The organism is Haloarcula sp. S1AR25-4 (assembly GCF_031624555.1).
In the GTDB taxonomy this organism is placed as follows: domain Archaea; phylum Halobacteriota; class Halobacteria; order Halobacteriales; family Haloarculaceae; genus Haloarcula; species Haloarcula pellucida.
Window position 1 is genome coordinate 472,811 of the sequence record NZ_JAMQOR010000004.1, and the last position, 21,895, is coordinate 494,705.

Below are 21,895 nucleotides of genomic sequence, written 5' to 3' on the forward strand. Positions count from 1 at the left end.
GTCCTGCCAATACTCGATACTGATGTTTGGGATATCGAAACGGCGGTTACTCGCACTACTCGTCGCAGGACTGTTCGTACTCGGGGCCGGGTGTGCCGGCCTCGGTGCGAGCGAAGGTGGGTCCAACGCGACGGCGACCGACGAAACGACTGCGGCGGCGACCGAAGCGGCGACGACGGAACACGCGTCGTCCACGGAACAGTCGGCAGAGAGTGGTAGTCACGACGACGGTCACGATCACAGTCACGACGCCGAGGAGACCTCGACGTCGACACCGACGTCGGCCGCAGACGCCGACGGAACCGACGCGACGGCCACGGGGAAGATGACCGTCGTCGTCGCCGCGGACGAACTCGACTTGCCGTCCCGTGACGAGTCGGGCGATGGCTTCGATATGGCAAACGACCCCCACACGTGGGTCGCCGAGTCGAACGTGACGCTGGCCGAGTCGCTGTCGCGGGTCGGCGTCGACGCACAGGCGAACTCGCTCACGATCGACGGAGAGACGTACGATGAGTCGACGAACGGAACGGATATCTACTACCGCGTCAACGGCGAGGAAGTCGACCCGACGACCGTCACGCTCGAAGACGGCGATCAGGTGTGGGTCACCGTGGAGACGGCCGACATGAACGCCGCCGTTCCGGGGAACTACATCGACAACGAACAACAGCACGTCCACGGCGGCATGACCGTCACCGTCGATGGCGAGGAAGTCGACTTCAGCCGGTCGAAGTACCAGTCGAACGACCGGCACTTCCACTTCGAGGGCGGTGAGGGCGAGTACTGGCACGCTCACTCCTCGAACATCACGCTCGACTACGCCCTCGACTCGCTCAACGGCGTCAACGTCACCGAAGACTCGATTACGTTCAACGGGACGACCTACGACAGCAGCGAGTCTGACACGACCATCGCCATCGAGGTCGACGACGAGCGAGTCCAGCCGAGCGAGTACTTCCTGAAAGACGGCGACGACGTCCAGATCACCATCGAGCGAACGGAGGACTGACGATGGCGGCTCGCCCGCCTACGCACGACGGATCGGACCGGCAGACACCAACGGTGCCGAGTCGTCAGTCGGTGGGCGCGGTAATCGGTCACCAGACGGCGACGCCCCGCCCGACAGTCTAATGGCATCAGACTTCAGTCACGTGACGCTCGATTGGCCGGCGACGATCGTCGTCGGAGGCGAGAGCGAACGACTGGAAGACGCACTGTCAGCACTCAGCGACGGCCACGACGGAGCGTCAGTCGTCTCGTTCGACTCGGCGCAGGCAGCGTTACAGTACCTCGAAGCGGGTACCGATGCGGATGTCTTCGTAAGCACCCAGACCGTCGACGGGGGCAGCGGCGTCGACTTGCTCCGACACGTCAGAGACGCGTCCCCCGACCTCCCGTTCGTCCTGGCCGGCATGGACGTGACCGTGGCCGACGAGCGGAAGGCAATCGAAGCGGGTGCGACGGACGTCGTCCGTCTCGACCCGGACGAGTCGTCCGGTGACGCCGTTCTGCAGGCCCGCGTCAAGCGAGTACTGGAACAGTCGAGATCACGAGAACGGTCCAGTGTGACGAGCGAGGCCGACGCCGGCCGACTGCTTGGCGGTACCGGCGACACGATTCGGCGACTGTTCGACGCGTCGTCACGACAGGATGTCGCCGATGCCGTCGTCGAAGCGGCGACGTCGACACTGGGCTACACCGACGCGGCGATGTACCTTCTAGATAGCGACGGCCAACGCCTCCGACGCGTCGCGTCGGCACCGGCAGACAGCGACACGACAGGCCCGGTGCGCGCGGGACACGGGACCCGGCTCTGGGAGACGTTCGTCACCGGAGACGGCGACGTGGTGTCACAGACGGATAGCGGTGCCGGCAAAGCCACGGTGTCGCTCCCTATCGGCGAGTTCGGAGTGTTACACGTCGCCGTCGAGGCCCCCGAACAGGGACCCGTCGGCACCACCGAACGGCTGACGGATCTCGCGACGGCGGCGACGGCGGCGCTCGAACGGGTAGATCGCTCGCAGTCGCTGCAGAGCCACGCGGCGGAGCTCGACGAGCGTGCTGCGCGTCTCGAACGGCGTGGCGCCCTCGCCGACGTCCTGTCGGCCGTACAGCGAGCGACTGTCCACGCCGAGTCCAGAGAGGAACTCGAACAGCGAGTGGTCACTGGCCTGGCGGAGACAGACCGGTTCGCGTTCGTCCGCATCGAGACGGTCGGAAGCCAGCGCGACCGTCTCGAACCACAGACGTGGGCGGGCACAGAACGGGGGTATCTCGACGCGGTGGACCTCCGGTTGGACGAGAGCGTCGACGAACCCGCGGTCCGGGCCGCCCGCACCCAGTCGATGGTCGTGGTCGACGACATTACCACCGGTCTTCGAGAGGACACGTGGCGCGAGGAGGCACTGACACGCGGGTTCCAGTCGGTGTTGAGCGTGCCGCTCTACCGGAGCGACCGCCTCTGGGGAACGTTAACTGTCCACGCGACAGACCCCGACGCGTTCGACGGCAGGGTCGCCGACACGTTCGACGACGTCGCCCGAGTGGTCACGGACGGTCTCAGCGTCATAGAACGCAAGCGGTCGCTGCTGTCGGATTCGGTGATCGACCTCGAGTTGACGCTGACGGACGGCACGGACGTCTTCAGCCGCGTGGCCCGTGAAACCGGCGCGACGCTCTCCTTCGAGGGCGTCCTCGCCCGGGACGGCAACGCGGTGCTGTTCCTCGTCGTCACCGACGCGGCCTCGAAAACGGTCGAGCAGTCCTTCGAATCGGCCCCGTTGGTCGACACCGTCGACCACGTCCCGCACGGCGATGGCGAGTTGTACGAGATAGAACTGGAGTCCGTCTCGCTCGTGAGCGAGATACTCAGTGCTGGCGGAACCTTACGGGACCTCACCGCCGACGGCGACACCACGCGGCTGCTGGTGACGCTGCCGGCCGAGACCGACGTCAGGCGGTTCGTAGAGTCCCTCGAACGGGTCGCACCGGACGTTCGCTTACACTCGCGGACACAGCGAACGCGCGCTTCGAGGCGAGACCAGCCGTTCCGTGTCGCGTTCGAGCAGCGCGTGACTGACCGACAGCTAGAGGCACTTCGGACGGCGCTCTTGAGCGGCTACTTCGAGTGGCCCCGCGAGCATACCGCCGAAGAGGTGGCTAGCTTGCTGGACATCTCCCAGCCCACGTTCAACCGCCACCTTCGAGTCTCGCTGAAGAAGCTACTGGAGTTACTGTTCGACGCTGAAGGTCAGTAACGGTCCCGAACCCGGGACACCAGATCAATATAGCACCCCTTAGCCACAAGATAAGTTCGTACCTCCAAATACGATACCGAATCGACGATGATCCACAGCGACCTGGGAGCCGACGTCGAATACGACGCTCGGAGTAACACGTACCGGTTCCAGCGAGGCGAGCACTGTGAGACGAACACGAGTACGGCGGTCGTCACCGCAGTCGCGGAAGCAGTCGACAGGGAACCGACGGAACTCGAACCGCTCGAAGAACAGATAGACTCGGACGCTCTGGATATGTTCTTCGACCCGGACGCCAGTGAAAACGGGCGTGATAGAGCGTGTCGTGTGACGTTTCCGTTCGCCGGTTGTGAGGTGACAGTCAATCAGGGTCGGTCGATCGTGGTCTCCGCGCCGGAATAAGCAGTCGAGAACGACCGGGGGCGACGAGAGCGATCCAGAAGTGACAGGCTAGATACGTCTATCGCCGACACGCGCCCACTACACCCCGCCACGGCGGCTCCCACAGCTGGCACGTGCACGGAAAGACTTAGGAGAACTGTCGAATACCCGCTTCGACAGCCAAAACGAGAAGGTGGAGCGCGAGGAGGGCAGGGAGTGTAAACGACGTCAGCGCCGGGGCCACCAGTAACGTCGTCCCGGCGGCGACCACGGTGATGACGCTGGCCGCGAGCGTCAGGCGGAACGCGGGTGGTGAGGTGTCGGGTTGCTGGTCATCGGCCAGCCAGTGACGGCCGATGTCGTCGAAGGCTGGCCCGATGTGTATCGTCTTCGCCTCCGAGTCATATTCAACGAGGTCGACCTCGTCGAGTTTCGGTAGATGGTTCTGACACAGCGAGATGTACACGCTGTTGTAAATGTCGTCCGGTGACGTCGACGGGTCTGAGACGATCTCCGCGACCCGTTCGCTCAAGTCGCTAACATCCCACACCTCGTCAGACTGAGACAGCAGTTTGAGGCACACGCGCCGTCGCTCGTTACCGAGGAGGTCGTACACCGCATCCTCGTCGAGCGCCGGATCCTGTCGGTCCGAGTCAGCGGACTCGTCTTCGTCCGAAGATAACCAGGATGGGCGCGTAGATGATTTTGACAGTATCATAGTGTATTTTACCTCTGTCGTGCTGTTAAATATGGGTGGTGATCGACATCGAGTGGTGGAACATCGACACCACTCACTCGTTCCAGTTGTCCACGTCAGGTTTCGTCCACCCGAGGTCCGACCACGAGGACTCGGTCGCCCAATGACTCACAGCAAGCAACGTAAACAGCGCACTCACCAGAATCCCCATACCGACCTGAGACGGTAGTTGCGCGGACACGAGTCCGCTGGAGAGCGCGGACGCGAGGAACAGACTCCCCCCTGCAGCGTAGAGATAGCGCTTGTGCCAGCTTACGTCTACGTCCGCACTCGTCCGGTCGGTGTCGTCCGTCCGCTGGACTGAGGTGTCGGTGGGTGTGTGTGCCTCCGCTTCCTCGTCGTGGAGCAGGGATGGCTCGTTGTCGAGGTAGGGATCGAATCGCGAGGCGAGGCTCGTCGTCTCGACGTAGCCGCGACTCTGGTTGTATTCGAGGACCCCCGCCTTGTCCATCTTCGGGAGGTGGGACTGGTAGAGTGCGATATACACCCGCTGTCGCTGCTGGGAGCGGAGTGCGTCGATGGTCGTGTCGTGTTCCAGAGCCGCGATGTGTTCGGCGATGTCGCCCATGCGCGCTGGCTCGTCGCCGTCGTACTCCTGGAGATACTTGAGGACGAGGCGGCGACGGCGACACTGGAGGACGTGGAAGATATCGTCGCGCGTCAACTCCGAGTCCGAGTCGGAGTCTGGCTCCGAGTCCGACTCGGTAGAGGTGCTGTCTGACGTCTCGTTGCGGAGTGTAGCTTCGGGCATATTCGATTCTGCCTTGAACCCATTTCCCCATATAAAGGGACGGTTGTTCCGGTCGTTTCCGCCGTCAATAACTGTTTCACTCGTTTCGCAACGAGTCTAAAGACGTGTTAAAACCGTTCTCGCCCGTCGGAAGCCATCGTTCCATAGTACCGAAAACGCCGGCGAGCCGGCCCAGATCAGCATTTATTACGTGAAAGGTATTTCGAACGAAACGGCAGGTTCTCGATGCTGGTGGGGAACCGGTGACAGGAGAGAACGCGATATCAGCCATTTCGGCCCTTCAAACCCCGATTATCCTGTCGATAAGCCCACCTTACCGGGCGAGACGCGGTGAGAGACGACGGGGGCGGCGCGCTGGAACGGTCGAGAGTGACTGCCGACACCATGTGAGAACGGCCGCGAGACACCACTGAGACGGCACCGTCGACAGGACAGGGGAGTCCTGCGGCTATCGACGCCCTGCCCGTTTCGCCAGCAGTGGGCACGCAGGCGGTCAGCAGACGTTTCCGGACCCAACCGGCCCGGAACGTTCGTCCCTGTCTCGCTCCAGTTGCATCTGGGCCGGCTTTGCCTCCTCGAGACAGATGAGGTTCTCGCGTCCGATGCGGAGTTTCACGATGTCGCCGCCCTCGTCCATACTGGACAGCAACCGACTCACCTTCGCCTTCGACCAGTCGGTGACTGCGACGATATCACTCTGTTTCATCCGCCCGGCCTCGGCGCGCAACATCGCGAGTACCAATTCGTCGTCGGCGATGAGGTCACCGTCCGCGCGGTCCGCGATGACGGCCTCGGCAGAGTCAGATATCGGTTCGGTGTCTCCCTCGTCGTCGGGTACCGTAACCGAGTCACTGGTGTCTTCGACCGCATCGAGCGTCGTCTCGTCGGTCCGGAGGAGGCGCACCTGGAAGGCCCGGACGTTGTCGACCACGTCGATGACGAGACCGCTCCGGATAGCGGTGATCGACAGACCGATACCGACGACGAAGCCGAGGAACGTACTCGTCAGCCACGCGGGCGTGAGCTGACTCGTCGGGTCCGTCCCCAGAGTGGTCTCGAATTGATCGCCCAGGAGGTCGCCGTCCGTGTCCGTGCTAGTCGGGTCAGTGCCCGCCTGATGGACCTCTCTACCGTCGGGAATCCCGTCGCCGTCCGTGTCTGCGACCGTCGGGTTCGCCCCCGCGTCTAGTTCCGGTCCGTCGGCGAGGCCGTCGCCGTCCGTATCCGCGACGGTCGGGTTCGTCCCTTCGTCCAGTTCCCGCTTGTCCGTGAGACCGTCACCGTCCGTGTCTGCGACCGTCGGGTCGGTCCCGATGGAGACCTCTTTGCTGTCTCCGAGGCCGTCGCCGTCGCTGTCCGCCGTGAGTGGGTCAGTGCCCAGACGTTGCTCTTTGCCGTCAGAGAGCCCGTCTCCGTCGGTGTCGGCGACAGTCGGGTCCGTCCCGTGGGCGAGTTCGCGGCTGTCCGTGACACCGTCGGAATCAGTGTCGGCAAGCGTGGGATCAGTACCCTCGGACAGTTCGACGCTGTCAGCGACGCCGTCGCCGTCCGTGTCCGATGCGGCCGGGTCGGTCCCGAGCTCTAGTTCGCGCTTGTCCGTGAGGCCGTCACCGTCTGTATCCGCAGCCATCGGGTCGGCGCCGACGCTGAGTTCGACTCTGTCGGAGAGGCCGTCCCCGTCGGTGTCGGCTGCCGTCGGCGACGTTCCGTGTTCGTTGACTTCTACGCCGTCGGTCAGACCGTCGCCGTCGGTGTCGGTGTTGGTGACGTTCGTTCCCTGATTGACCTCGTTTTCGTTGTTCAGCCCGTCGTCGTCGAGATCGCCGGTTCGGGGGATCTGCTCTTGGGTGATAGAGCGGGCATCGAGTACGTCGCCAGTCTCGGCGTCTCGGAGCGTCAGGTTCAGCGTCGTCTCGGTGCTGTTCGAGTTAGATGGATAAGAGAGCGTAGGCGAAGAGGTATTAGCGAGCGGCGAACAGGTCGTGGCACCGTTCGTTTCGAGACAGAGTTCCGTGTTGGGTCCAGCAGACGACGTCTCCACACTGATGAGATAGGCGTTGACAGCCTGCCCCTGAGCGGTGTGCCCCCAGACATACGTCGTGTTTCCGACAGAACCTGCCGAGTGTGTCTGGCTCACGCCCACGATGGTGGCCGACGCAGTTTCCGCGCTGTCACTTGCGGCGCCCGCGCCGGCTGCGACGCCGGCAGAGAACGCCAGGACTGTTGTTAAAGCCAGGATAACCCTGATTACGCTCGATAACTGACGCTTGTCCATGTTGCGCGAGCAATGAACTCAATAACTGATAGCCTTTTTGGCTTGTCAGACGTTAGTCGGACGTTTTAAATCGAACGGCGGTGCTAGCGGGATTTTTTCAAATAATCCGGTTCGCCCAGTTAATTTCATCTTAATAGGGGAGTTCCAGACAAGAAGGGCAATTCCACTGGTCGGCAAATAGGGGTTCGTGTAGCTTACCCCACATGTCTGAGATAGCAAGTTGATAACCGTCGTAGCTGCCAAGCGGTGTATCGTTCCAGAAAGATTAATCAGGATTTACAGCGAGAATGCGATTCATAACGTGCCGTTCAGCTACGACCGTACGGTCCGGCCGTCGTCTGAGAGTCTTTGGGTTGGACGAGGTCGGACGGGTCTATCGAACTGTCCCCAGTCGTAGAATCGAGCCAAGTGGTGATGTCGTTGACGCGGAGTTTGAGACGCCACGGAAGCTCCTGGACGTCCGGCGACTCCGAGAATATCTTCTCGTCGAGCCCACACTGGTCGTACAGTTTCGCACGGTCGGGCCAGGGTCCCTGATAGCCGGAGACGAACGGCATCGCTCGCCTGAGGAAGTTGTCTATCTGGTTGAACGTGTACGAATCGTACGGCCTGTCCGGCGGTCGGTGGTGGAGGATGTTGTCGTCGAGTTTCCGGAGCGCACGCAGGTAGGTCTGCGTGTTCCGGTGTTCGGGTGGTGTGGCGAGATGCCACTCGATGAGTTCCGCGTCGAGTGAGACGCAGGACTCGACGAACTGGTCGCTCAACTGGAATCGGAACGGCCGCGACGGCTGGTTGAGTATCCCGAACAGGGCCATCCCGTCGTAGAGCCTCTCGAACCGATGGTCCCAGCGGTCGAGTACCTCGTCGACCCGACGCCGGAGGAACTCCTTGCCGGACTCTTCGAATACCGTGGTGTCCCGGGAGAGCATCTCCGAGGCGGGGAGATACCCGAACTTCTCGGCGAAGTGGTTGGCGATGTCCGGGTCGGGGTCGATACGGTACGGCGGACACTTCCGGTCGAACACCTCCACGCCGGTTATCGGCTGGAAGTGCCCGCGCAGCATCGTATCGGCGAGGCCGCCGTGGTAGATGGTGTCCACGTCGAATTGGTCCATGTACCCCGCGTGGTGGATGTGGAGCGACTCCATGATACCGTGGCCGTACTTGACGGTACTCAGGTCCGTGTTCAGATAGCGCTCGTCGACGGAGAGCGCCTGATGAGGAATCCCGTACTGGGTCGCGAGTTTCTCCGCCACGGTGAGTTCGGAGCTATCGGACTCGCCGACGGTGTACGCAGCGTCGAGGTCGGAGATGCCGGCGAGAATCGTGCGTGAATCGTACCCACCGCTCAGCAGGACGCCCTTCCGTCCGGGGAGGTCATTCCGGCGTTCGAGCGCTCGGCGCATCCGCTCGGCCAGTTCGGCAGCGTAGTCGAACTCGCGAGACTCGTAGACGAACCGCCCGAACTCGTGAGTGTCTGTCGCGGTCAACCAACTGTCGAAGGGAATCCGACTGATCTGCTGTAACACCGTTCGGTCGTCGAACACGACACCGAAGTGAAGGAACTCTAAAAGCGGTTCGTAGTCGACTCGCGGGGTGGGAACGGCCGCGGCCACAGTCGCGGGATCGGTGCCGAACACGCGTGTCCCGCCGGTATCCGCGTAGTAGCACTCCCGGCTCCGGACGCTGTCGGTCGCGACGATACCGGACTGGTCCTCGTGGTCGGCGACTACGAGGAACGATCCGTTGAACCCGGTGAGTGCCTCGGTCCCGTGAGCCGCGTACTCCGAAAGTGCCCACTCCGCTGGGTCTGAGCCGTCGATAGAACGAGGATACGCCTCTCCCCAGATGGCACAGGCACCGGCCTCGTTCTCGTAGACGGTAGTTCGACCGGGGATGTCGAGTTCCGAACTCCGAACGCCGAACGTGAGGTCGGGTCCCGAGACGACTCGATCGAACTCGTCCGGTGACCGGTACTGTTCGAACGTGTTCGTATCGCCGAACACGCCGAACAGTTCCTTGTTCATCGGACGTATGTCCCGGTCGACTTGCTTCATCTGGAGCGACATTACTGGACAGTTACACTCTTGGCGAGATTGCGTGGTTTGTCGATGGATCTATCGAGTTGCTTTGCCGTGTGGTACGAGACGAGTTGGAGTTGGACGTTTGCGAGCAGGTTCTGACAGACGGGGTGCGTATCCGGGACTCGGAGATAGGCGTCGGACTCCGCCGCACCCGGGCCGTTCTCCGGTCCGATGCCGATAATCTCGGCCCCTCGCGTCTGGGCCTCCTTCGCGTTCGTAATCGTCTTCTCCGCTTCATCACCCGTGAACAGCCCGAAGACGGGCGTCTGAGAAGTGACGAGCGCGAGCGGGCCGTGCTTGAGTTGGCCCGAAGCGAAGCCCTCCGCGTGTTCGTAGGTGATCTCCTTGAACTTCAGCGCGCCTTCGAGAGCCACTGGGCGACTCATCCCGCGGCCGATGAAGAAGTACGCGTCGTACTCTAAGAGCCGCGAGGCGAGGTCCGCCGCGCGACTGGTCTCGACGACCTGATCGATGTGCGTGGGGACCTGTTCGAGTGCGGCGAGCAGTTCCGGGAGGTCCTCCCGAGTCGTCGCGTTCGGGAGTTCGGCCGCGATCTTCTGCGAGAGGAGGATGAGGGTGACGACCTGTGACGTGAACGTCTTCGTCGCCGCGACGCCGATCTCGGGGCCGGCACGAATGAACACGCTCTCGTCTGCCTCGCGTGCGGCAGTCGACCCGACGACGTTCGTCACCGTCACCGTCGTGGCGCCGCGTTCAGTAGCCGTCCGTAGTGCCGAAAGGGTGTCCGCCGTCTCCCCGCTCTGGGTCACCGGGATGACGAGCGTCCCTTCGGTCGTGGGCCCGGCCATCTTCGCGTACTCGCTAGCACGGAACACGCGGGCGCGGACGCCGGCGTCAGTGAGCATTCGCGCCCCGAACAGCGCGGCGTGATACGACGTCCCACAGGCGACGAGGTGGACGTTTTCGACGCCGTCCAGAATTTCGGCGTCGAGTTCTTCGAGGGCGACCCGCCCGTTGTCGGGGTCAACCCGTCCGCGAATCGTCTTCGAGAGCGAGCTGGACTGGTTGTGAATCTCCTTGAGCATGTAGTGGTCGAACGCACCCTTCCCGACGTCCTCGGGGTTCCAGTCGACGCACTCGCCGCTCCGTTCGACGGAGAGACCGTTCTCGTCGAAGATCTGTGCCTCGTTCGGTTCGAGAACGACCACGTCGCCGTCTTCGAGATAGACGACGTCGCGCGTGTGTTCGATGAACGCGGGGATGTCGCTTGCGAGGTAGTACTGGTCGTCGTCGAGGCCGAGGACTAGCGGCGACCCGGCACGGGCCGCATACACTCGGCCCTCGTCTCTGACGAGGGCGGCGATGGCGTAACTGCCTTCCAGTTCCTCGACGGCGCGTCGGAAGGCCACAATGGTCTCGCTCTCTTCCTTTCGGAAGTGTTCGATGAGGTGCGGGATGACCTCAGTGTCGGTGTCGCTCGTGAACTCGTAGCCCTCGTCGGCGAGGAACTCGCGGAGTTCGGCGTGGTTCTCGATGATGCCGTTGTGTACGACGGCCACGTTGTCCGTATCGCTGGTGTGAGGATGGGCGTTCTCGTCGGTGGGCGGCCCGTGGGTACTCCAGCGCGTGTGTCCGATACCGACGTCACCGGACGACGCCGCGGTCTGAATCTCCTCGCGGACTTCCGAAACGTCGCCCGCGCGCTTGTGCACTGCGATACCGGAGCCGTTCTGGACGGCGATGCCGGCAGAGTCATAGCCACGGTACTCGAGGCGTTCCAACCCGTCGATAAGCGTCCCCACCGCGTCGTCTGCCCCAGCATGTGCGATGATACCGCACATCAGGCCCTCACCTCGCGTCGGCCGTCGGAGGTGGAAGCGGAGGTGGAGGTTGCTGCAGTCGACGCGGGCGGTCCATTCATGGGGTCAATCGAAGTTGGCGACAGTGTTCGTACGTACATGTGTTCTCACCCTGGTCCCGATTCGACGGGAAGGACTCGTTGGTATCCACGGCTTTACCGGCCATTCCTATACAGGGTCTAAGCGGGACACCAGACGGGGACAAGCCGAGTGCAGCGTCCCGAGAGGTGACGCGTCGCACGTCGCCAGCGTTCCCAGACAGTTTACCCGCTAAATAATGAACCGACGACCGAACGTGTGTCCAGCAATGCCTGAGAGACCGTCTCGAAGAGAGTTCCTTGCAGCGCTCACCGCTGGGTCGGCTATCACCGTCTCTGGTTGTGCGAGTGTCGTCGACACCGTCGGCGGTTCCGAGAGCGAGAAACCGACCGAGAGCGAACGGACGAGCGTCCCAAATACGTCGGAATCAGCGGCTCGATCGACCGAGACGCAGACGGCGACCGACACGCCACAAGCCACAGAGACCGAAGCCGGGTGGTCGATAGACGACGTCACGATATCGGAACCCTCGGTGTCGCTGTCCCCTGTTACGCTCCCCGAGGAGCAGACAGCGTACCCGACGATGGGCGACGACGAGGAGACGCTGACCCTCTACGGTAGCTGGAAGTGCCCCTACACGCGAGAGTTCGTGCTCTCGCAACTGCCCGACCTCGTCGACGAGTTCGTCCGACCGGGTGACGTCTCGGTACGGTTCCGGGCGGTCGCCTACCGTGGCAGGGAACCGTTCCTCGGTGCCGACGCGCCGCGGTCGACGCGCGCCGGACTCGCAGTCTGGGAGACGGACCCCGAGTCGTTCTGGACGTACTTCACGTACGTCTTCGCCAACCAACCACAGGAGCGGTATCAGTGGGGGCAACCCGAATTGCTCACGCGCTTTGCAAGCGCTGCAGGCGTCTCCAGTCCGTCGAAGATTCGACAGGCGGCGACATCGGAGAGCGCCTACAGCGAACGAGTCGAGCGGACGCTTACGAGCGCAAACGAAAACGAGATCTGGACGGTCCCCCGCGTCGTCTACGACGGCGACGTGACGGCGCCAACCCTCGACGCCGAGAGTACGCGCGAACAGTTCGAGACGGCCGCCGACGAGTGAGTGTGTCACAAGTTGTCGTGCCAAGTGTGGGGTGTACGGACTGCAGACCGCGTTTAATCGAGATTTAAGCGGTGTTCCGGGCCCGGTGGCGAGCCATTGTTCTGATTCTCTCGCGTGCAAACGCACGCTTCGGGCGGGCACGGGCGCGTCCCGATCTGCAGTGTATGTGACGAACCCAGTCGGGACCAACGGCCCGACCTTAGGCACTTGCGAAGGGAGTCGGCCGGCAGCGTCGACAGTCAGTCTGTCCGGTCGCAGTCGGGTTATTTTCGCCGGATTTCGTCGCTATCGTACTTAGCGGCCGCATAGGAATGACCCCGCAACGTCGTTGTGTGAACGAGAACAGCCCGTATCGGTCGCTGAGGGCTGGTGAACCGGTGATATCTATGAATTCGCTCCCAAGCAACGACGCAATCGACGGTATGAGCCCGATACAGGTGCCCCAGGAGATCACACCCCGAGAGACGACGGTCTGTGTCGTCGGTCTCGGCTACGTGGGGCTCCCGCTCGCAGTCGGCTTCGATAAGTCAGGGTACGACGTTATCGGCTACGACATCTCCGAAGAGACGGTCGCTCGGCTCTCGGACGGCAACGACACCACGGGCGACCTCGGTGACGAAGCGATAGCGGAGGGAGAGGTGTCGTTCACGACCGAACCCGGAAGCATCGCCGAGGCCTCCTACGTCCTCGTCACCGTCCCAACCCCTATCGACGAGAATCAGGACCCGAAGATGGACTTCGTCGAGGGCGCGGCCGAGACCGTCGGTCGAGAGATGACGCCCGGCACCACGGTGGTTCTGGAGTCGACCGTCTACCCAGGTGCGACGCGAGAGGTCATGGTTCCCGCACTGGAGGCGTCCTCCGGACTCGACTGTGGCGAGGACTTCTACGTGGGCTACTCCCCCGAGCGGGCCGTCCCCGGCGACGAGGAACACGGCCTGCAAAACGTCATGAAGATCGTCAGCGGACAGAACGAGGCCGTCGGCCACACCGTCAAGGCGCTGTACGACCACGTCATCGACGCCGGCGTCCACCTCGCGCCCTCGATGGAAGTCGCCGAGGCCGCCAAAGTCGTCGAAAACGTCCAGCGCGACGTGAACATCGGGCTGGTCAACGACCTCGCGATGACCTTCGAGCAGATGGACATCGACACCGAGGCCGTCCTCGAGGCCGCCGGGACGAAGTGGAACTTCCACGACTACAGCCCCGGTCTGGTCAGCGGTCACTGCATCCCCGTCGACCCCTACTTCCTCATCCACCGCGCGAGTCGGGACGGTCGAGCACCGGAACTCGTCGAGGCGAGTCGATCGGTCAACGAGTCCATGCCGAAACACGTCGCCGACCTGATGGTGAAGGCACTGACCGAGGCGGGCCGACCGCTCGCGGACTGCCGTATTCTGGCCGCCGGACTGACGTACAAGGCCGACGTCGCCGACATCCGGAACGCGAAGATAGCCGCGGTCCTCGAAGAACTGCAGGAGTTCGGCATCGAAATCGTCGGGTACGACCCGCTACTGGACGACGAGACCATCTCGAACTACCTCGACATCGAGACACAGGAGAAACTGAACTTCGACGGATTCGACGGCCTGTTGCTGGGAGCGGCCCACGACGAACTGGAGAATCTGAACCCCAACATCGTCGCTGCAGAGCTGTCGGCCCCCCCAGCTATCGTCGACGTGAACCGGGCCTTCGACGAGGCGGACCTTCCCGACGAGGTCGCATACAGGAGGGTCTGAGATGTACCGTGGCCAGACGGTCGGCGTCGTGTTGCCGGCGTACAACGAGGCCGAACACATCGGGTCTGTCATCGAGTCACTGCCCGCGTTCGTCGACCGAGTGTACGCCATCGACGACTGCTCGACCGACGAGACGTGGGACGTGATTCGCGAGTACGCGACCGTGAGCGAGCAGTCGAACCAGCGGATCGCGGCGGCCAGCGAGGCGGCGACCGAGGAAGTGATGGTGCCCGACGGCCACGGCAGCGAGTTCCCCGAAGTCGTCCCTGTCCAGCACACGGTCAATCAGGGCGCGGGTGGGACACTCAAGACCGGCTATCTCCTCGCGGCACGCGACGAGATGGACGCGACAGTCACCATCGACGCCGACGGTCAGATGGACCCAGACCAGATGGACCGCCTTCTGGACCCCCTCGTCGAGGGCCGAGCGGGGTTCTCGAAGGGGAACCGTCTGGCCGACAGCGACGCCGCGGGCGGGATGCCGCCGTTCCGATTGCTCGGCAACTGGCTGTTGACGCTGATGATGAAGCCGGCGAGTGGCTACTGGCGGCTTCGCGACCCGCAAAACGGCTACACCGCGATATCGAAGGCGGCGCTCGAATCGGTCGATATAGAGGCCATCCCGGACGACCACGACTACCCCAACGACCTCCTCGCTCGCCTGAACGCCGCCGGCGTCCGCGTCGCTGACGTACCGATGGAAGCGATATACGGCGACGAGGAGAGCACCATCGAGTTCTCGGGGTTCGTCAAGCGCACCTCGACGACGATACTGCAGGCGTTCCTCTGGCGGCTCCGGAAAGAGAGCTCACAGCGTCGGCCCCACCTCGCAGCGCTCTACTCGGTCGGCACGTTGGGTGTGATCGCCGGCTTGCTCGCGGTGGTCAGTGGCGTCCTGTCCGAGTTGCTCCCCGACGCGCTCGCTGTCAGTTGGCCGAAGTCGCTGGTGACGCTCCTCGGCGGCGTTCTCGCGCTCACGCTGGCGTTCGGCACGGAACGACAGAGCGACGCCGAGGTGGTTCGGGAATGAACGTCGTCGTAACCGTCCAGCACGCCGGCCACGTCCACTTCTTCAAGCACGCTATCGACGAACTGACGCGTCGGGGCCACGACGTCCGGGTGTTCGCCCGTGACAACGAGGCCTCCATCGACCTGCTGGAGTGCTGTAACATCGAGTACGAGGTTCTCGCGGGGTCCTCGGATTCGCTCCTGTCGCTGGCGACGGCACAGGCGACCTACGAGGCGCGTCTGCTGCGCCGCGCGCTGGAGTTCGAGCCCGACGTGATGACGGCCATCGGCGGCGTCGCCATCTCACACGTCGCGTCGCTCGTCGGTGCCCGAAGCGTCGTCTTCTACGACACCGAACACGCTACCCTCATCCGACGGCTGGCGTTCCCCTTTGCCGATACGGTGTGTACGCCGGACTGCTTTCGCGACGATATCGGCTCGAAACAGGTCCGCTACCCAGCCTACCACGAACTCGCCTATCTCCACCCCGACCACTTCGACCCGGACGAGGCGGTCCTCGAAGACGTCGGGCTGGAGACGGACGGCGACGTCGTCCTCGTCCGTCTGGGCGACTGGAGTTCCTCGCACGACGTCGGCGCGAGCGGTATCGAGGACCCCATCGCCCTCGTCGAGCAGTTGGAAGCGGACGGCGCCGAGGTGTTGCTCAGTACCGAGGGCGACCTGCCCGATAGACTCGCCTCCCGGGGCTTCGACCTCGAATCGGACCGCTTCCACGACCTGCTGGCCGCCATCGACCTCTACGTCGGCGAGGGCGGGACGACCGCCGCCGAGTGTGCGGCACTCGGGACGCCGGCCGTCTACGTCAGCGACCTCACGCTGGGCTACCTCGACGAACTCGAATCACGGTACGGCCTCGTCGTCAACTGTGCCGGCGACGGCGGGACCGAGAAGGCACTCGAGGCCGCACGGTCCATGCTCGCGGAACCAGCAACGGAGTTCCAGCACCGACGAATGCACCTCTTGACCGAGAAAGTAAATCCGACCGATGTCATACTCGAACAACTCACAGGCGACCCGAGTGCCCCGCCGAGGGGCACAGACACTGCCGAAGCACCGCCACGGAACGTTGGGTGATGAGATGCGAATACTGCACCTGACGACCGGGCGGCGGTCGTTCTTCGAACAGCAGGTCGAGGCGTTGCGCTCTCGCGGCATCGACTGTACGGTGCTGAACGTTCCGGGCCACTACTCGGCGGACGACCCCCGGAGTGTGACCGACTACCTGAAGTACTACCCGCAGGTGCTCGAACACGGACTGGACGAGTACGACCTCGTCCACGCGAACAACGGTCTCACGGCACCGTTCGCGCTCGCGCAACCGACCCGCCCCGTGGTCGTCACCTTCTGGGGAAGCGACCTCATGGGCGACCACGGATGGGTCTCGAAAGTCGGACAGTACAGCGCGAAGCGGGCCAACCGCGTGATACTCCCCAGCCACAAGATGGCAGAGTACGTCGACTGTGAGTACACGCACATGCCGTTCCCCGTCGACACGGACCGGTTCCAGCCGATGGACAAGGCCGAAGCGCGTGACCACGTCGGCTGGGACCACGACGAGACGGTCGTGTTGTTCCCGTACGACCCGAGTCGGCCCGAGAAGGACTACGACCGGGCGAAGAAGGTCGTCGAGGCGGCCGACGTCGACGCCGACCTGCGGACGCTGACCGGCAAGCCGTACGACGAGATGCCCTACTACCTGAACGCGAGCGATACGGTGCTGGTCACCTCGAAGCGCGAGAGCGGGCCGATGATCGTTCGAGAGGCGGCCGCGTGTAACGTCCCGGTCGTCTCGACGGACGTCGGATTCGTCCGCGAAACGCTGACGGATGTCGGCCAATCGGCCGTCTGTGGCTCCGACATCGAACTTGCCGGCTCGCTCGAAGTCATCCTCGCGAGCGAGCAGCGGCCAGACGCGCGCGAGCGACTGGACCAACTCGACCCGGATGGGTTCGGGCAGCGACTCGAACGGACGTACGCGTCGGTTATCGACCGGGCGAGGGGTGAGGCATGAACGTCCAGCAGACCGTCCGGCGGTGGCTGCCCTCGCGTCTCGACACCGGGGCCGCCGTCGCGGGGCTGCTCATGGCCATCGCCATGTTCCCGCTCCGGTTTTTCGCGTCACAGATATACATCAAGACGATTCCGCTCGTCCTGGGGACGGCCTGTATCCTGTATCTCATCACGAGCGTCCGCGACGAGAGCACGGTCAATGGCCTCCCGACGCTGTCCCGGAACGCCCTCAGACTGCTGCCGATACTCGTCGTCGTCTGTACGAGCGCGATGGTCGTCATCGCCGTCGAACACGGCGAGCGGTCGGTGCTGTTTTTCGACGTGGCCGGCGTCGCCGGGACCATGCTGCTGGCACAGATAGCGTTCTCGGGCAAGCAGTCGTTCAACCGGACACAGATACTGCTCCAGATAGTCCTGCTCGCGGCCGTCGTCCGCCTGAGTGCGTTGTACGTGACTCCGGGACTCATCGGCATCGACATCTGGACCCACATCACCCAACTGGCCGGGGGCATCAAGGCCGCCGGTACGCTCGAGGCGATCTCGAACAACAAGCACTACACCTCGCCGCTGTACCACCTGCTGGTCGTCACCACGTCGCTGCTGGCCGACGTCCCCCTGCGGTTGGCCCTGTATCTCTCGCTTGGCCTCGCGATGCCAGTCGCGATACTGGTCGTGTTCACCATCGCGAACCTGCTCGTCGAACCACGGTGGGCGGCGCTGGCGACGGCCCTGTTCGCGTTCGGTGACTACGTCATCGAGTGGGGGATCCACATCATCCCGACCAGCATGGGTTTGATACTGTTCCTCGGGGTGTTGTACTGGCTGGTCCGAGTGATGCGAACGGACTACGAACTCCGGGAGTTCGGTCTGCTGGTGCTGTTTACCACCGCCGTCATCCTGACACATCAGGTGTCGTCGTTCATCATGCTGGTACTGCTGGGTGCCGGACTCGTCGCGTACCTGGTGCTCAAGTTACGCATCTTCACCCGGTCGCCGCTCGACCCGGACGTGTTCAGGGTCCGGAACCCGCTGAACATCGCCGGGCTGCTGGCGTTCGACGCCGGGTTCATCACGTTCCTCTGGTCGTTCACGCCGTACAACGGGAACTCCTTCCTCGTGACTGTGCTCAGTTACCTACAGGAGACGCTGGCGTCCAGTGCGGGCGTGCTGAACCTCGCCGGCCCGTCCGGCGGAAGCGCCGGCGCGGCGGCGGCGAGTCAGGGACCGACGCTCATCGAGACCGTCGCGACGTACATCAACACCACCGGGTTCCTCCTGTTGCTGTTCGGGACGTTCGTCGGATGTCTGTACGTCGTCAATCGCCGTCGGGCACAGCAGTCCGTGTTCACGCTGCTCTCGGCGTCGGCGATCATGCTCGTGTTCGTCCTCGGTCTCCCGATGTTCGGCATCCGAAACTTCATCCCACAGCGGTGGTTCGCGTTCCTCTATGCCCCACTGGTGTTGCTTACGGTCATCGGGCTCCGCCACCTCGCCATCGAACTCGACAGGCGAACGGTGGCGGTCGTGGTCCTCATCTTCGTCCTCGTGTTCCCAAGCGCGATGGTCATGTCGAGCAACGGGGCTGTCGACAATCCGGTCTTCGAGAATCAGGAGGCCCAGTTGGCCTACAGCGAGGCCGAAATCGACGCCGCGTACACGTTCGGCGAGATGACCGGGTCCCCCGACGGCGACAACCTCCGTCCGGATCAGGTGGTGTTCACCGACCACCCGTACCAGACGCTGTTCAAGCGGACTGGGTCGTATCCGGCCGATACGGCTCGGATAAACGACAGCGAACCGGTCACCCACGACATCACCGTCTACCGACAGGAACAGACAGAGTCGGCCACCTACTTCATCAACAGCAACGGTATCGGCGAGGTTCGAAACATCCCCCAGCAGCGGATCTGCCGATCCAATCAGGCCGTCATCTACAGCAACTCGGCCGTGAAGATGTGCGTCACGTCCCCGGCAACTGACGCCTGACGGGGCACGTCTCGCGGACGGTTACTCCGCGATACTGTCCAGAAACCGTTCTTCTGCCGCGCGGCCGGGGTCGAACGCCTTCCCGTCGCGGTCGCTCGCGAGTGCGTCTTCGACAGTCCGTTCCATGGCTACCTCGACCGGCGTCGAGTCCCAGCCGAGCGCGGCGAGTTTACACGTCGACAGCACGTGTGGGTAGTTACGACCGAGGTGGTGATAGAGGACGAAATCGTCCGGCGTGAGGCCGACCGCTTCGAGTTCGCGGCGACTCGCGTGGACCACTTCGACGGACGTATCGAGCGTCTCGGCGACGAGGGCGACCACGTCTTCCATCGTCAGAACGAGTCGGTCGGCGACGTTGTACGCCTCGCCGGGCGCGCCTTCCTCGGCGACGATTCGGAGGGCGCTCGCCACGTCTTCGACGTAGACGCGGTGCCAGATGGCGGTCCCGTCGCCCGGCACGACGACTCGGTCGTACTCGTCGACACGGTGTATCCAGTACTCGTGGTGGTTCTGGATGCCCGGTCTGTCGGGTGCCCACGAGACGGACCCGGACGCCGACCCCGCCAAGCCGTCGAGTGATTTCGGGCCGTACACCATCGTCGGTCGGACGCTCGTGGCGGCCACGCCGTCCTCGGCCGCCCGAGTTACGATGCGGTCACACTCCGCCTTCCGAGGGCCGTAGCTAGCCATCGTGTCGTCGTCGGCGTGGTCTGACGAGAACGAGTGCAGCGGCGTGACCGATTCGCGCTTCGGGACGTCGTCTCGGGCGTAGACGCCGCCGCTCGACACGTACACGTAGGCGTCGACGTCGGCGAACGTCTCGACCGCAGACCGAGCGTGGTCAGGGTGGAACAGTGCGCAGTCGAGAACGACGTCGGGGTCAGTCCGGTGGACTGCCGCCCGAAACGCCTCGGCGTCCGTCCGATCGACCTCAACGTGCGTGACGGCGTCCCAGCTATCGGACGAGTCCCGGCGACGACGGCTAAACGCCGTCACGTCGTACCCGTGTTCGAGCAGGTCGGCCACAGCGTGGCGGCCGACGAAACCGGTGCCGCCGACGACGAGCGCAGATGCCATGCGAAAAGTTGTATTTACACCAACATAACGATGGCTCCGGCACTGTCTAGTTCTGGACCTCCTCAGCTGGCGTTCGTCCGTCGAGAGCTTGACTCGGCCGTTCGTGGTTGTAGTGGTGTCTGAAGCGTCGTAACCACTGTTTCGCGCTGGATTGACTGCCCCGCCAGAAGGCGTGAAAGCGGTCGATTCGCATGGTCACAGTCTGGAACCATTTTTCGATGTGATTCCGGATTCGATAGTCGAGTCGACCGCTCAAATCGTGGCGAGAGAGGGCAGTCAGATAGCCGCCAGCATCAACGAGAAACACTGACTCGGTGACATCGTGTTTCTGAGTGAGCCGATGCAGGAACGCCGCCGCGGGGTCGGTCCCGCGGCGGCTGAACACGTCAACTTCGAGCAGCAACTTCGATTCTGTGTCGACAGCAGCGTAGAGCCACTTTTTCTCGCCATCGGCCTCGATTTGTTTCTCGTCGACCGCGACCCGCGACGGCTGCACCGTCGACGGGTCGCTCTGTGCTTCAGACACCGTATGAACCCAGTTCCAGACCGCGCCATGAGAACGGTCGACACCCAGTAGTTCTAAGATAGCCACCGTCTCCCTGATCGACAGCCCCGCCGTATGGAGACGCACCCCAAATCGCCGGACGGGTGTCGGGGTACGTTCGTGCTCCCAAACGTCTTGACTGTCCGTTTCTCTGAGGAGGTTTGCGAGTTCCATGAGCAGTTCTCGCTACGGCCACCTCACTTCTCAATCCCTCAACTAGACAGTGTCCCCTCTTTACAACCCCTTTTCTTGCTCTCTTTACCTCTAGAGCGTCGGCAATGTTATATTGTGGCTGCCCTGGTTGTCAACCGGGAAATAACGGCGTTTGCTATCCATCCACCGATGTGGCCGAATCCCAGACCGAATAAGGGTGCAACACACACCACTAGCCCACTGGCGAAAACGACAAAAACGAGTCTAGGTAGCGACCCAGTTGGTGTTAGACCTGCTGCCGAAATGAAGGTCAGCAGTCCGAGAACGCCACCAATGAAACCAGCACGGAGCCCAGCAGCATTTGGATCTGAGGAACGGATTGAGGCGGCGACGCCTGCAATGAACGCTCCGAGTATCATTATACCGGCACTGATGGTTGCCTCCGAATTAGGCACCAACTTCAAAACACCGATGAGAGGTAGTGAAGCTAGTGCTCCAATGAACGCAAGTCGCCATGCTGGAGTAAGCCAGTGAGCGCGGAGGGTTGATACCATATCTACTTCTAAGAGTTTGAATTGTGTATATTTTCTCAAGTTTGAGCAGCTGTATTAGATTAGAGACATCGCACGAACAAGCAAAGTTGTGGAGGACCATTATATTTATTCGATTCGTTTTAGCTGAATTAACCCAAATTGTGAAATTTTGCGATTAGCCCCGATATCCCGCCTGACAGCTTTTAATTCCCGTGGCGAGGCACTGTCTAGTTCTGAATCTCCTCAGCTGGCGTTTTACCGTCAAGCGCTTGATTGGGCCGTTCGTGGTTGTAGTGGTGTCTGAAGCGTCGTAGCCACTGTTTCGCGCTGGATTGACTGCCCCGCC

At 62.8% G+C, this 21,895-nt stretch carries 18 protein-coding genes; 9 read left to right on the forward strand and 9 right to left on the reverse strand.

Annotated features, from left to right (window positions below):
* Positions 1-22: 22 nt before the first annotated feature.
* The 3 genes from NDI85_RS19085 (at position 23) to NDI85_RS19095 (ending at position 3,662) form a co-directional block, all read left to right on the forward strand.
* The gene (locus tag NDI85_RS19085; RefSeq protein WP_310916661.1) at positions 23-1,012 is read left to right on the forward strand and encodes a hypothetical protein; all 990 of its coding nucleotides are present in this window, start codon (positions 23-25) and stop codon (positions 1,010-1,012) included.
* 121 nt (positions 1,013-1,133) lie between these two features.
* The gene (locus tag NDI85_RS19090) at positions 1,134-3,260 is read left to right on the forward strand and encodes a bacterio-opsin activator domain-containing protein (protein WP_310916662.1); all 2,127 of its coding nucleotides are present in this window, start codon (positions 1,134-1,136) and stop codon (positions 3,258-3,260) included.
* A gap of 87 nt (positions 3,261-3,347) precedes the next feature.
* Positions 3,348-3,662, forward strand: coding sequence for a HalOD1 output domain-containing protein (locus NDI85_RS19095; protein WP_188997027.1), 315 nt, complete (start codon positions 3,348-3,350; stop codon positions 3,660-3,662).
* A gap of 127 nt (positions 3,663-3,789) precedes the next feature.
* Here NDI85_RS19095 and NDI85_RS19100 read toward each other — a convergent pair whose 3' ends face one another.
* The 5 genes from NDI85_RS19100 to glmS all read right to left on the reverse strand — a co-directional run bounded on the left by NDI85_RS19100 (position 3,790) and on the right by glmS (position 11,310).
* A complete protein-coding gene (locus NDI85_RS19100; protein ID WP_188997029.1) occupies positions 3,790-4,359 on the reverse strand; it encodes a hypothetical protein in 570 nt (189 codons plus the stop codon).
* Positions 4,360-4,432: 73 nt separating this feature from the next.
* On the reverse strand, positions 4,433-5,149 hold the full coding sequence (locus tag NDI85_RS19105; RefSeq protein WP_188997032.1) for a hypothetical protein: 717 nt from the start codon (positions 5,147-5,149) through the stop codon (positions 4,433-4,435).
* A 493-nt stretch (positions 5,150-5,642) separates the two neighbouring features.
* Positions 5,643-7,190 carry a hypothetical protein gene (locus NDI85_RS19110; protein WP_310916663.1) on the reverse strand — a complete coding sequence of 516 codons (1,548 nt, stop codon included), beginning with the start codon at positions 7,188-7,190 and terminating at the stop codon, positions 5,643-5,645.
* Between the two features lie 542 nt (positions 7,191-7,732).
* Positions 7,733-9,451, reverse strand: coding sequence for an asparagine synthase-related protein (locus tag NDI85_RS19115; RefSeq protein ID WP_220639433.1), 1,719 nt, complete (start codon positions 9,449-9,451; stop codon positions 7,733-7,735).
* Positions 9,452-9,492: 41 nt separating this feature from the next.
* Positions 9,493-11,310: a glutamine--fructose-6-phosphate transaminase (isomerizing) gene (glmS, locus tag NDI85_RS19120; protein ID WP_310916664.1), complete on the reverse strand. Its 1,818-nt coding sequence runs from the start codon at positions 11,308-11,310 to the stop codon at positions 9,493-9,495.
* A 325-nt stretch (positions 11,311-11,635) separates the two neighbouring features.
* Between glmS and NDI85_RS19125 the strand changes: the two genes are divergently transcribed.
* The 6 genes from NDI85_RS19125 (at position 11,636) to NDI85_RS19150 (ending at position 19,242) form a co-directional block, all read left to right on the forward strand.
* A complete protein-coding gene (locus NDI85_RS19125; protein ID WP_188997040.1) occupies positions 11,636-12,478 on the forward strand; it encodes a thioredoxin domain-containing protein in 843 nt (280 codons plus the stop codon).
* 422 nt (positions 12,479-12,900) lie between these two features.
* Positions 12,901-14,217: a nucleotide sugar dehydrogenase gene (locus tag NDI85_RS19130; RefSeq protein ID WP_220639434.1), complete on the forward strand. Its 1,317-nt coding sequence runs from the start codon at positions 12,901-12,903 to the stop codon at positions 14,215-14,217.
* A gap of 1 nt (position 14,218) precedes the next feature.
* Positions 14,219-15,247, forward strand: coding sequence for a glycosyltransferase family 2 protein (locus NDI85_RS19135; RefSeq protein WP_188997046.1), 1,029 nt, complete (start codon positions 14,219-14,221; stop codon positions 15,245-15,247).
* Entirely contained in the window at positions 15,244-16,320 is a 1,077-nt protein-coding gene (locus NDI85_RS19140; protein WP_188997050.1) for a DUF354 domain-containing protein, read from the forward strand. The genes NDI85_RS19135 and NDI85_RS19140 overlap by 4 nt, the downstream gene beginning before the upstream one ends.
* 4 nt (positions 16,321-16,324) lie before the next feature.
* The gene (locus tag NDI85_RS19145) at positions 16,325-17,257 is read left to right on the forward strand and encodes a glycosyltransferase (protein WP_188997053.1); all 933 of its coding nucleotides are present in this window, start codon (positions 16,325-16,327) and stop codon (positions 17,255-17,257) included.
* Positions 17,254-19,242 (forward strand): DUF2206 domain-containing protein, encoded by a 1,989-nt coding sequence (locus NDI85_RS19150; protein WP_310916665.1) that lies wholly within the window; start codon positions 17,254-17,256, stop codon positions 19,240-19,242. The genes NDI85_RS19145 and NDI85_RS19150 overlap by 4 nt, the downstream gene beginning before the upstream one ends.
* A gap of 21 nt (positions 19,243-19,263) precedes the next feature.
* Here the strand turns inward: NDI85_RS19150 and NDI85_RS19155 are convergent, their stop codons facing one another.
* From NDI85_RS19155 to NDI85_RS19170, 4 genes are all read right to left on the reverse strand, one after another.
* Positions 19,264-20,319, reverse strand: a complete 1,056-nt coding sequence (locus tag NDI85_RS19155) for an NAD-dependent epimerase/dehydratase family protein (protein ID WP_188997057.1) — start codon at positions 20,317-20,319, stop codon at positions 19,264-19,266.
* 46 nt (positions 20,320-20,365) lie between these two features.
* The gene (locus NDI85_RS19160) at positions 20,366-21,037 is read right to left on the reverse strand and encodes an IS6 family transposase (protein WP_310916666.1); all 672 of its coding nucleotides are present in this window, start codon (positions 21,035-21,037) and stop codon (positions 20,366-20,368) included.
* Positions 21,038-21,144: 107 nt separating this feature from the next.
* Positions 21,145-21,570 (reverse strand): DUF5518 domain-containing protein, encoded by a 426-nt coding sequence (locus NDI85_RS19165; protein ID WP_188997059.1) that lies wholly within the window; start codon positions 21,568-21,570, stop codon positions 21,145-21,147.
* 206 nt (positions 21,571-21,776) lie between these two features.
* Positions 21,777-21,895: integrase core domain-containing protein (locus NDI85_RS19170; protein WP_310916668.1), on the reverse strand; the 119-nt coding region annotated here is incomplete at its 5' end.

Excerpts from the sequence above, each read along its gene's own strand:
- NDI85_RS19085 (WP_310916661.1), top strand. The coding sequence starts at position 23 with ATGTTTGGGATATCGAAACGGCGGTTACTCGCACTACTCGTCGCAGGA.
- NDI85_RS19090 (WP_310916662.1), top strand. The coding sequence starts at position 1,134 with ATGGCATCAGACTTCAGTCACGTGACGCTCGATTGGCCGGCGACGATC.
- NDI85_RS19095 (WP_188997027.1), top strand. The coding sequence starts at position 3,348 with ATGATCCACAGCGACCTGGGAGCCGACGTCGAATACGACGCTCGGAGT.
- NDI85_RS19100 (WP_188997029.1), bottom strand. The coding sequence starts at position 4,359 with ATGATACTGTCAAAATCATCTACGCGCCCATCCTGGTTATCTTCGGAC.
- NDI85_RS19105 (WP_188997032.1), bottom strand. The coding sequence starts at position 5,149 with ATGCCCGAAGCTACACTCCGCAACGAGACGTCAGACAGCACCTCTACC.
- NDI85_RS19115 (WP_220639433.1), bottom strand. The coding sequence starts at position 9,451 with ATGAACAAGGAACTGTTCGGCGTGTTCGGCGATACGAACACGTTCGAA.
- glmS (WP_310916664.1), bottom strand. The coding sequence starts at position 11,310 with ATGTGCGGTATCATCGCACATGCTGGGGCAGACGACGCGGTGGGGACG.
- NDI85_RS19125 (WP_188997040.1), top strand. The coding sequence starts at position 11,636 with ATGCCTGAGAGACCGTCTCGAAGAGAGTTCCTTGCAGCGCTCACCGCT.
- NDI85_RS19130 (WP_220639434.1), top strand. The coding sequence starts at position 12,901 with ATGAGCCCGATACAGGTGCCCCAGGAGATCACACCCCGAGAGACGACG.
- NDI85_RS19135 (WP_188997046.1), top strand. The coding sequence starts at position 14,219 with ATGTACCGTGGCCAGACGGTCGGCGTCGTGTTGCCGGCGTACAACGAG.
- NDI85_RS19140 (WP_188997050.1), top strand. The coding sequence starts at position 15,244 with ATGAACGTCGTCGTAACCGTCCAGCACGCCGGCCACGTCCACTTCTTC.
- NDI85_RS19145 (WP_188997053.1), top strand. The coding sequence starts at position 16,325 with ATGCGAATACTGCACCTGACGACCGGGCGGCGGTCGTTCTTCGAACAG.
- NDI85_RS19150 (WP_310916665.1), top strand. The coding sequence starts at position 17,254 with ATGAACGTCCAGCAGACCGTCCGGCGGTGGCTGCCCTCGCGTCTCGAC.
- NDI85_RS19155 (WP_188997057.1), bottom strand. The coding sequence starts at position 20,319 with ATGGCATCTGCGCTCGTCGTCGGCGGCACCGGTTTCGTCGGCCGCCAC.
- NDI85_RS19160 (WP_310916666.1), bottom strand. The coding sequence starts at position 21,037 with ATGGAACTCGCAAACCTCCTCAGAGAAACGGACAGTCAAGACGTTTGG.
- NDI85_RS19165 (WP_188997059.1), bottom strand. The coding sequence starts at position 21,570 with ATGGTATCAACCCTCCGCGCTCACTGGCTTACTCCAGCATGGCGACTT.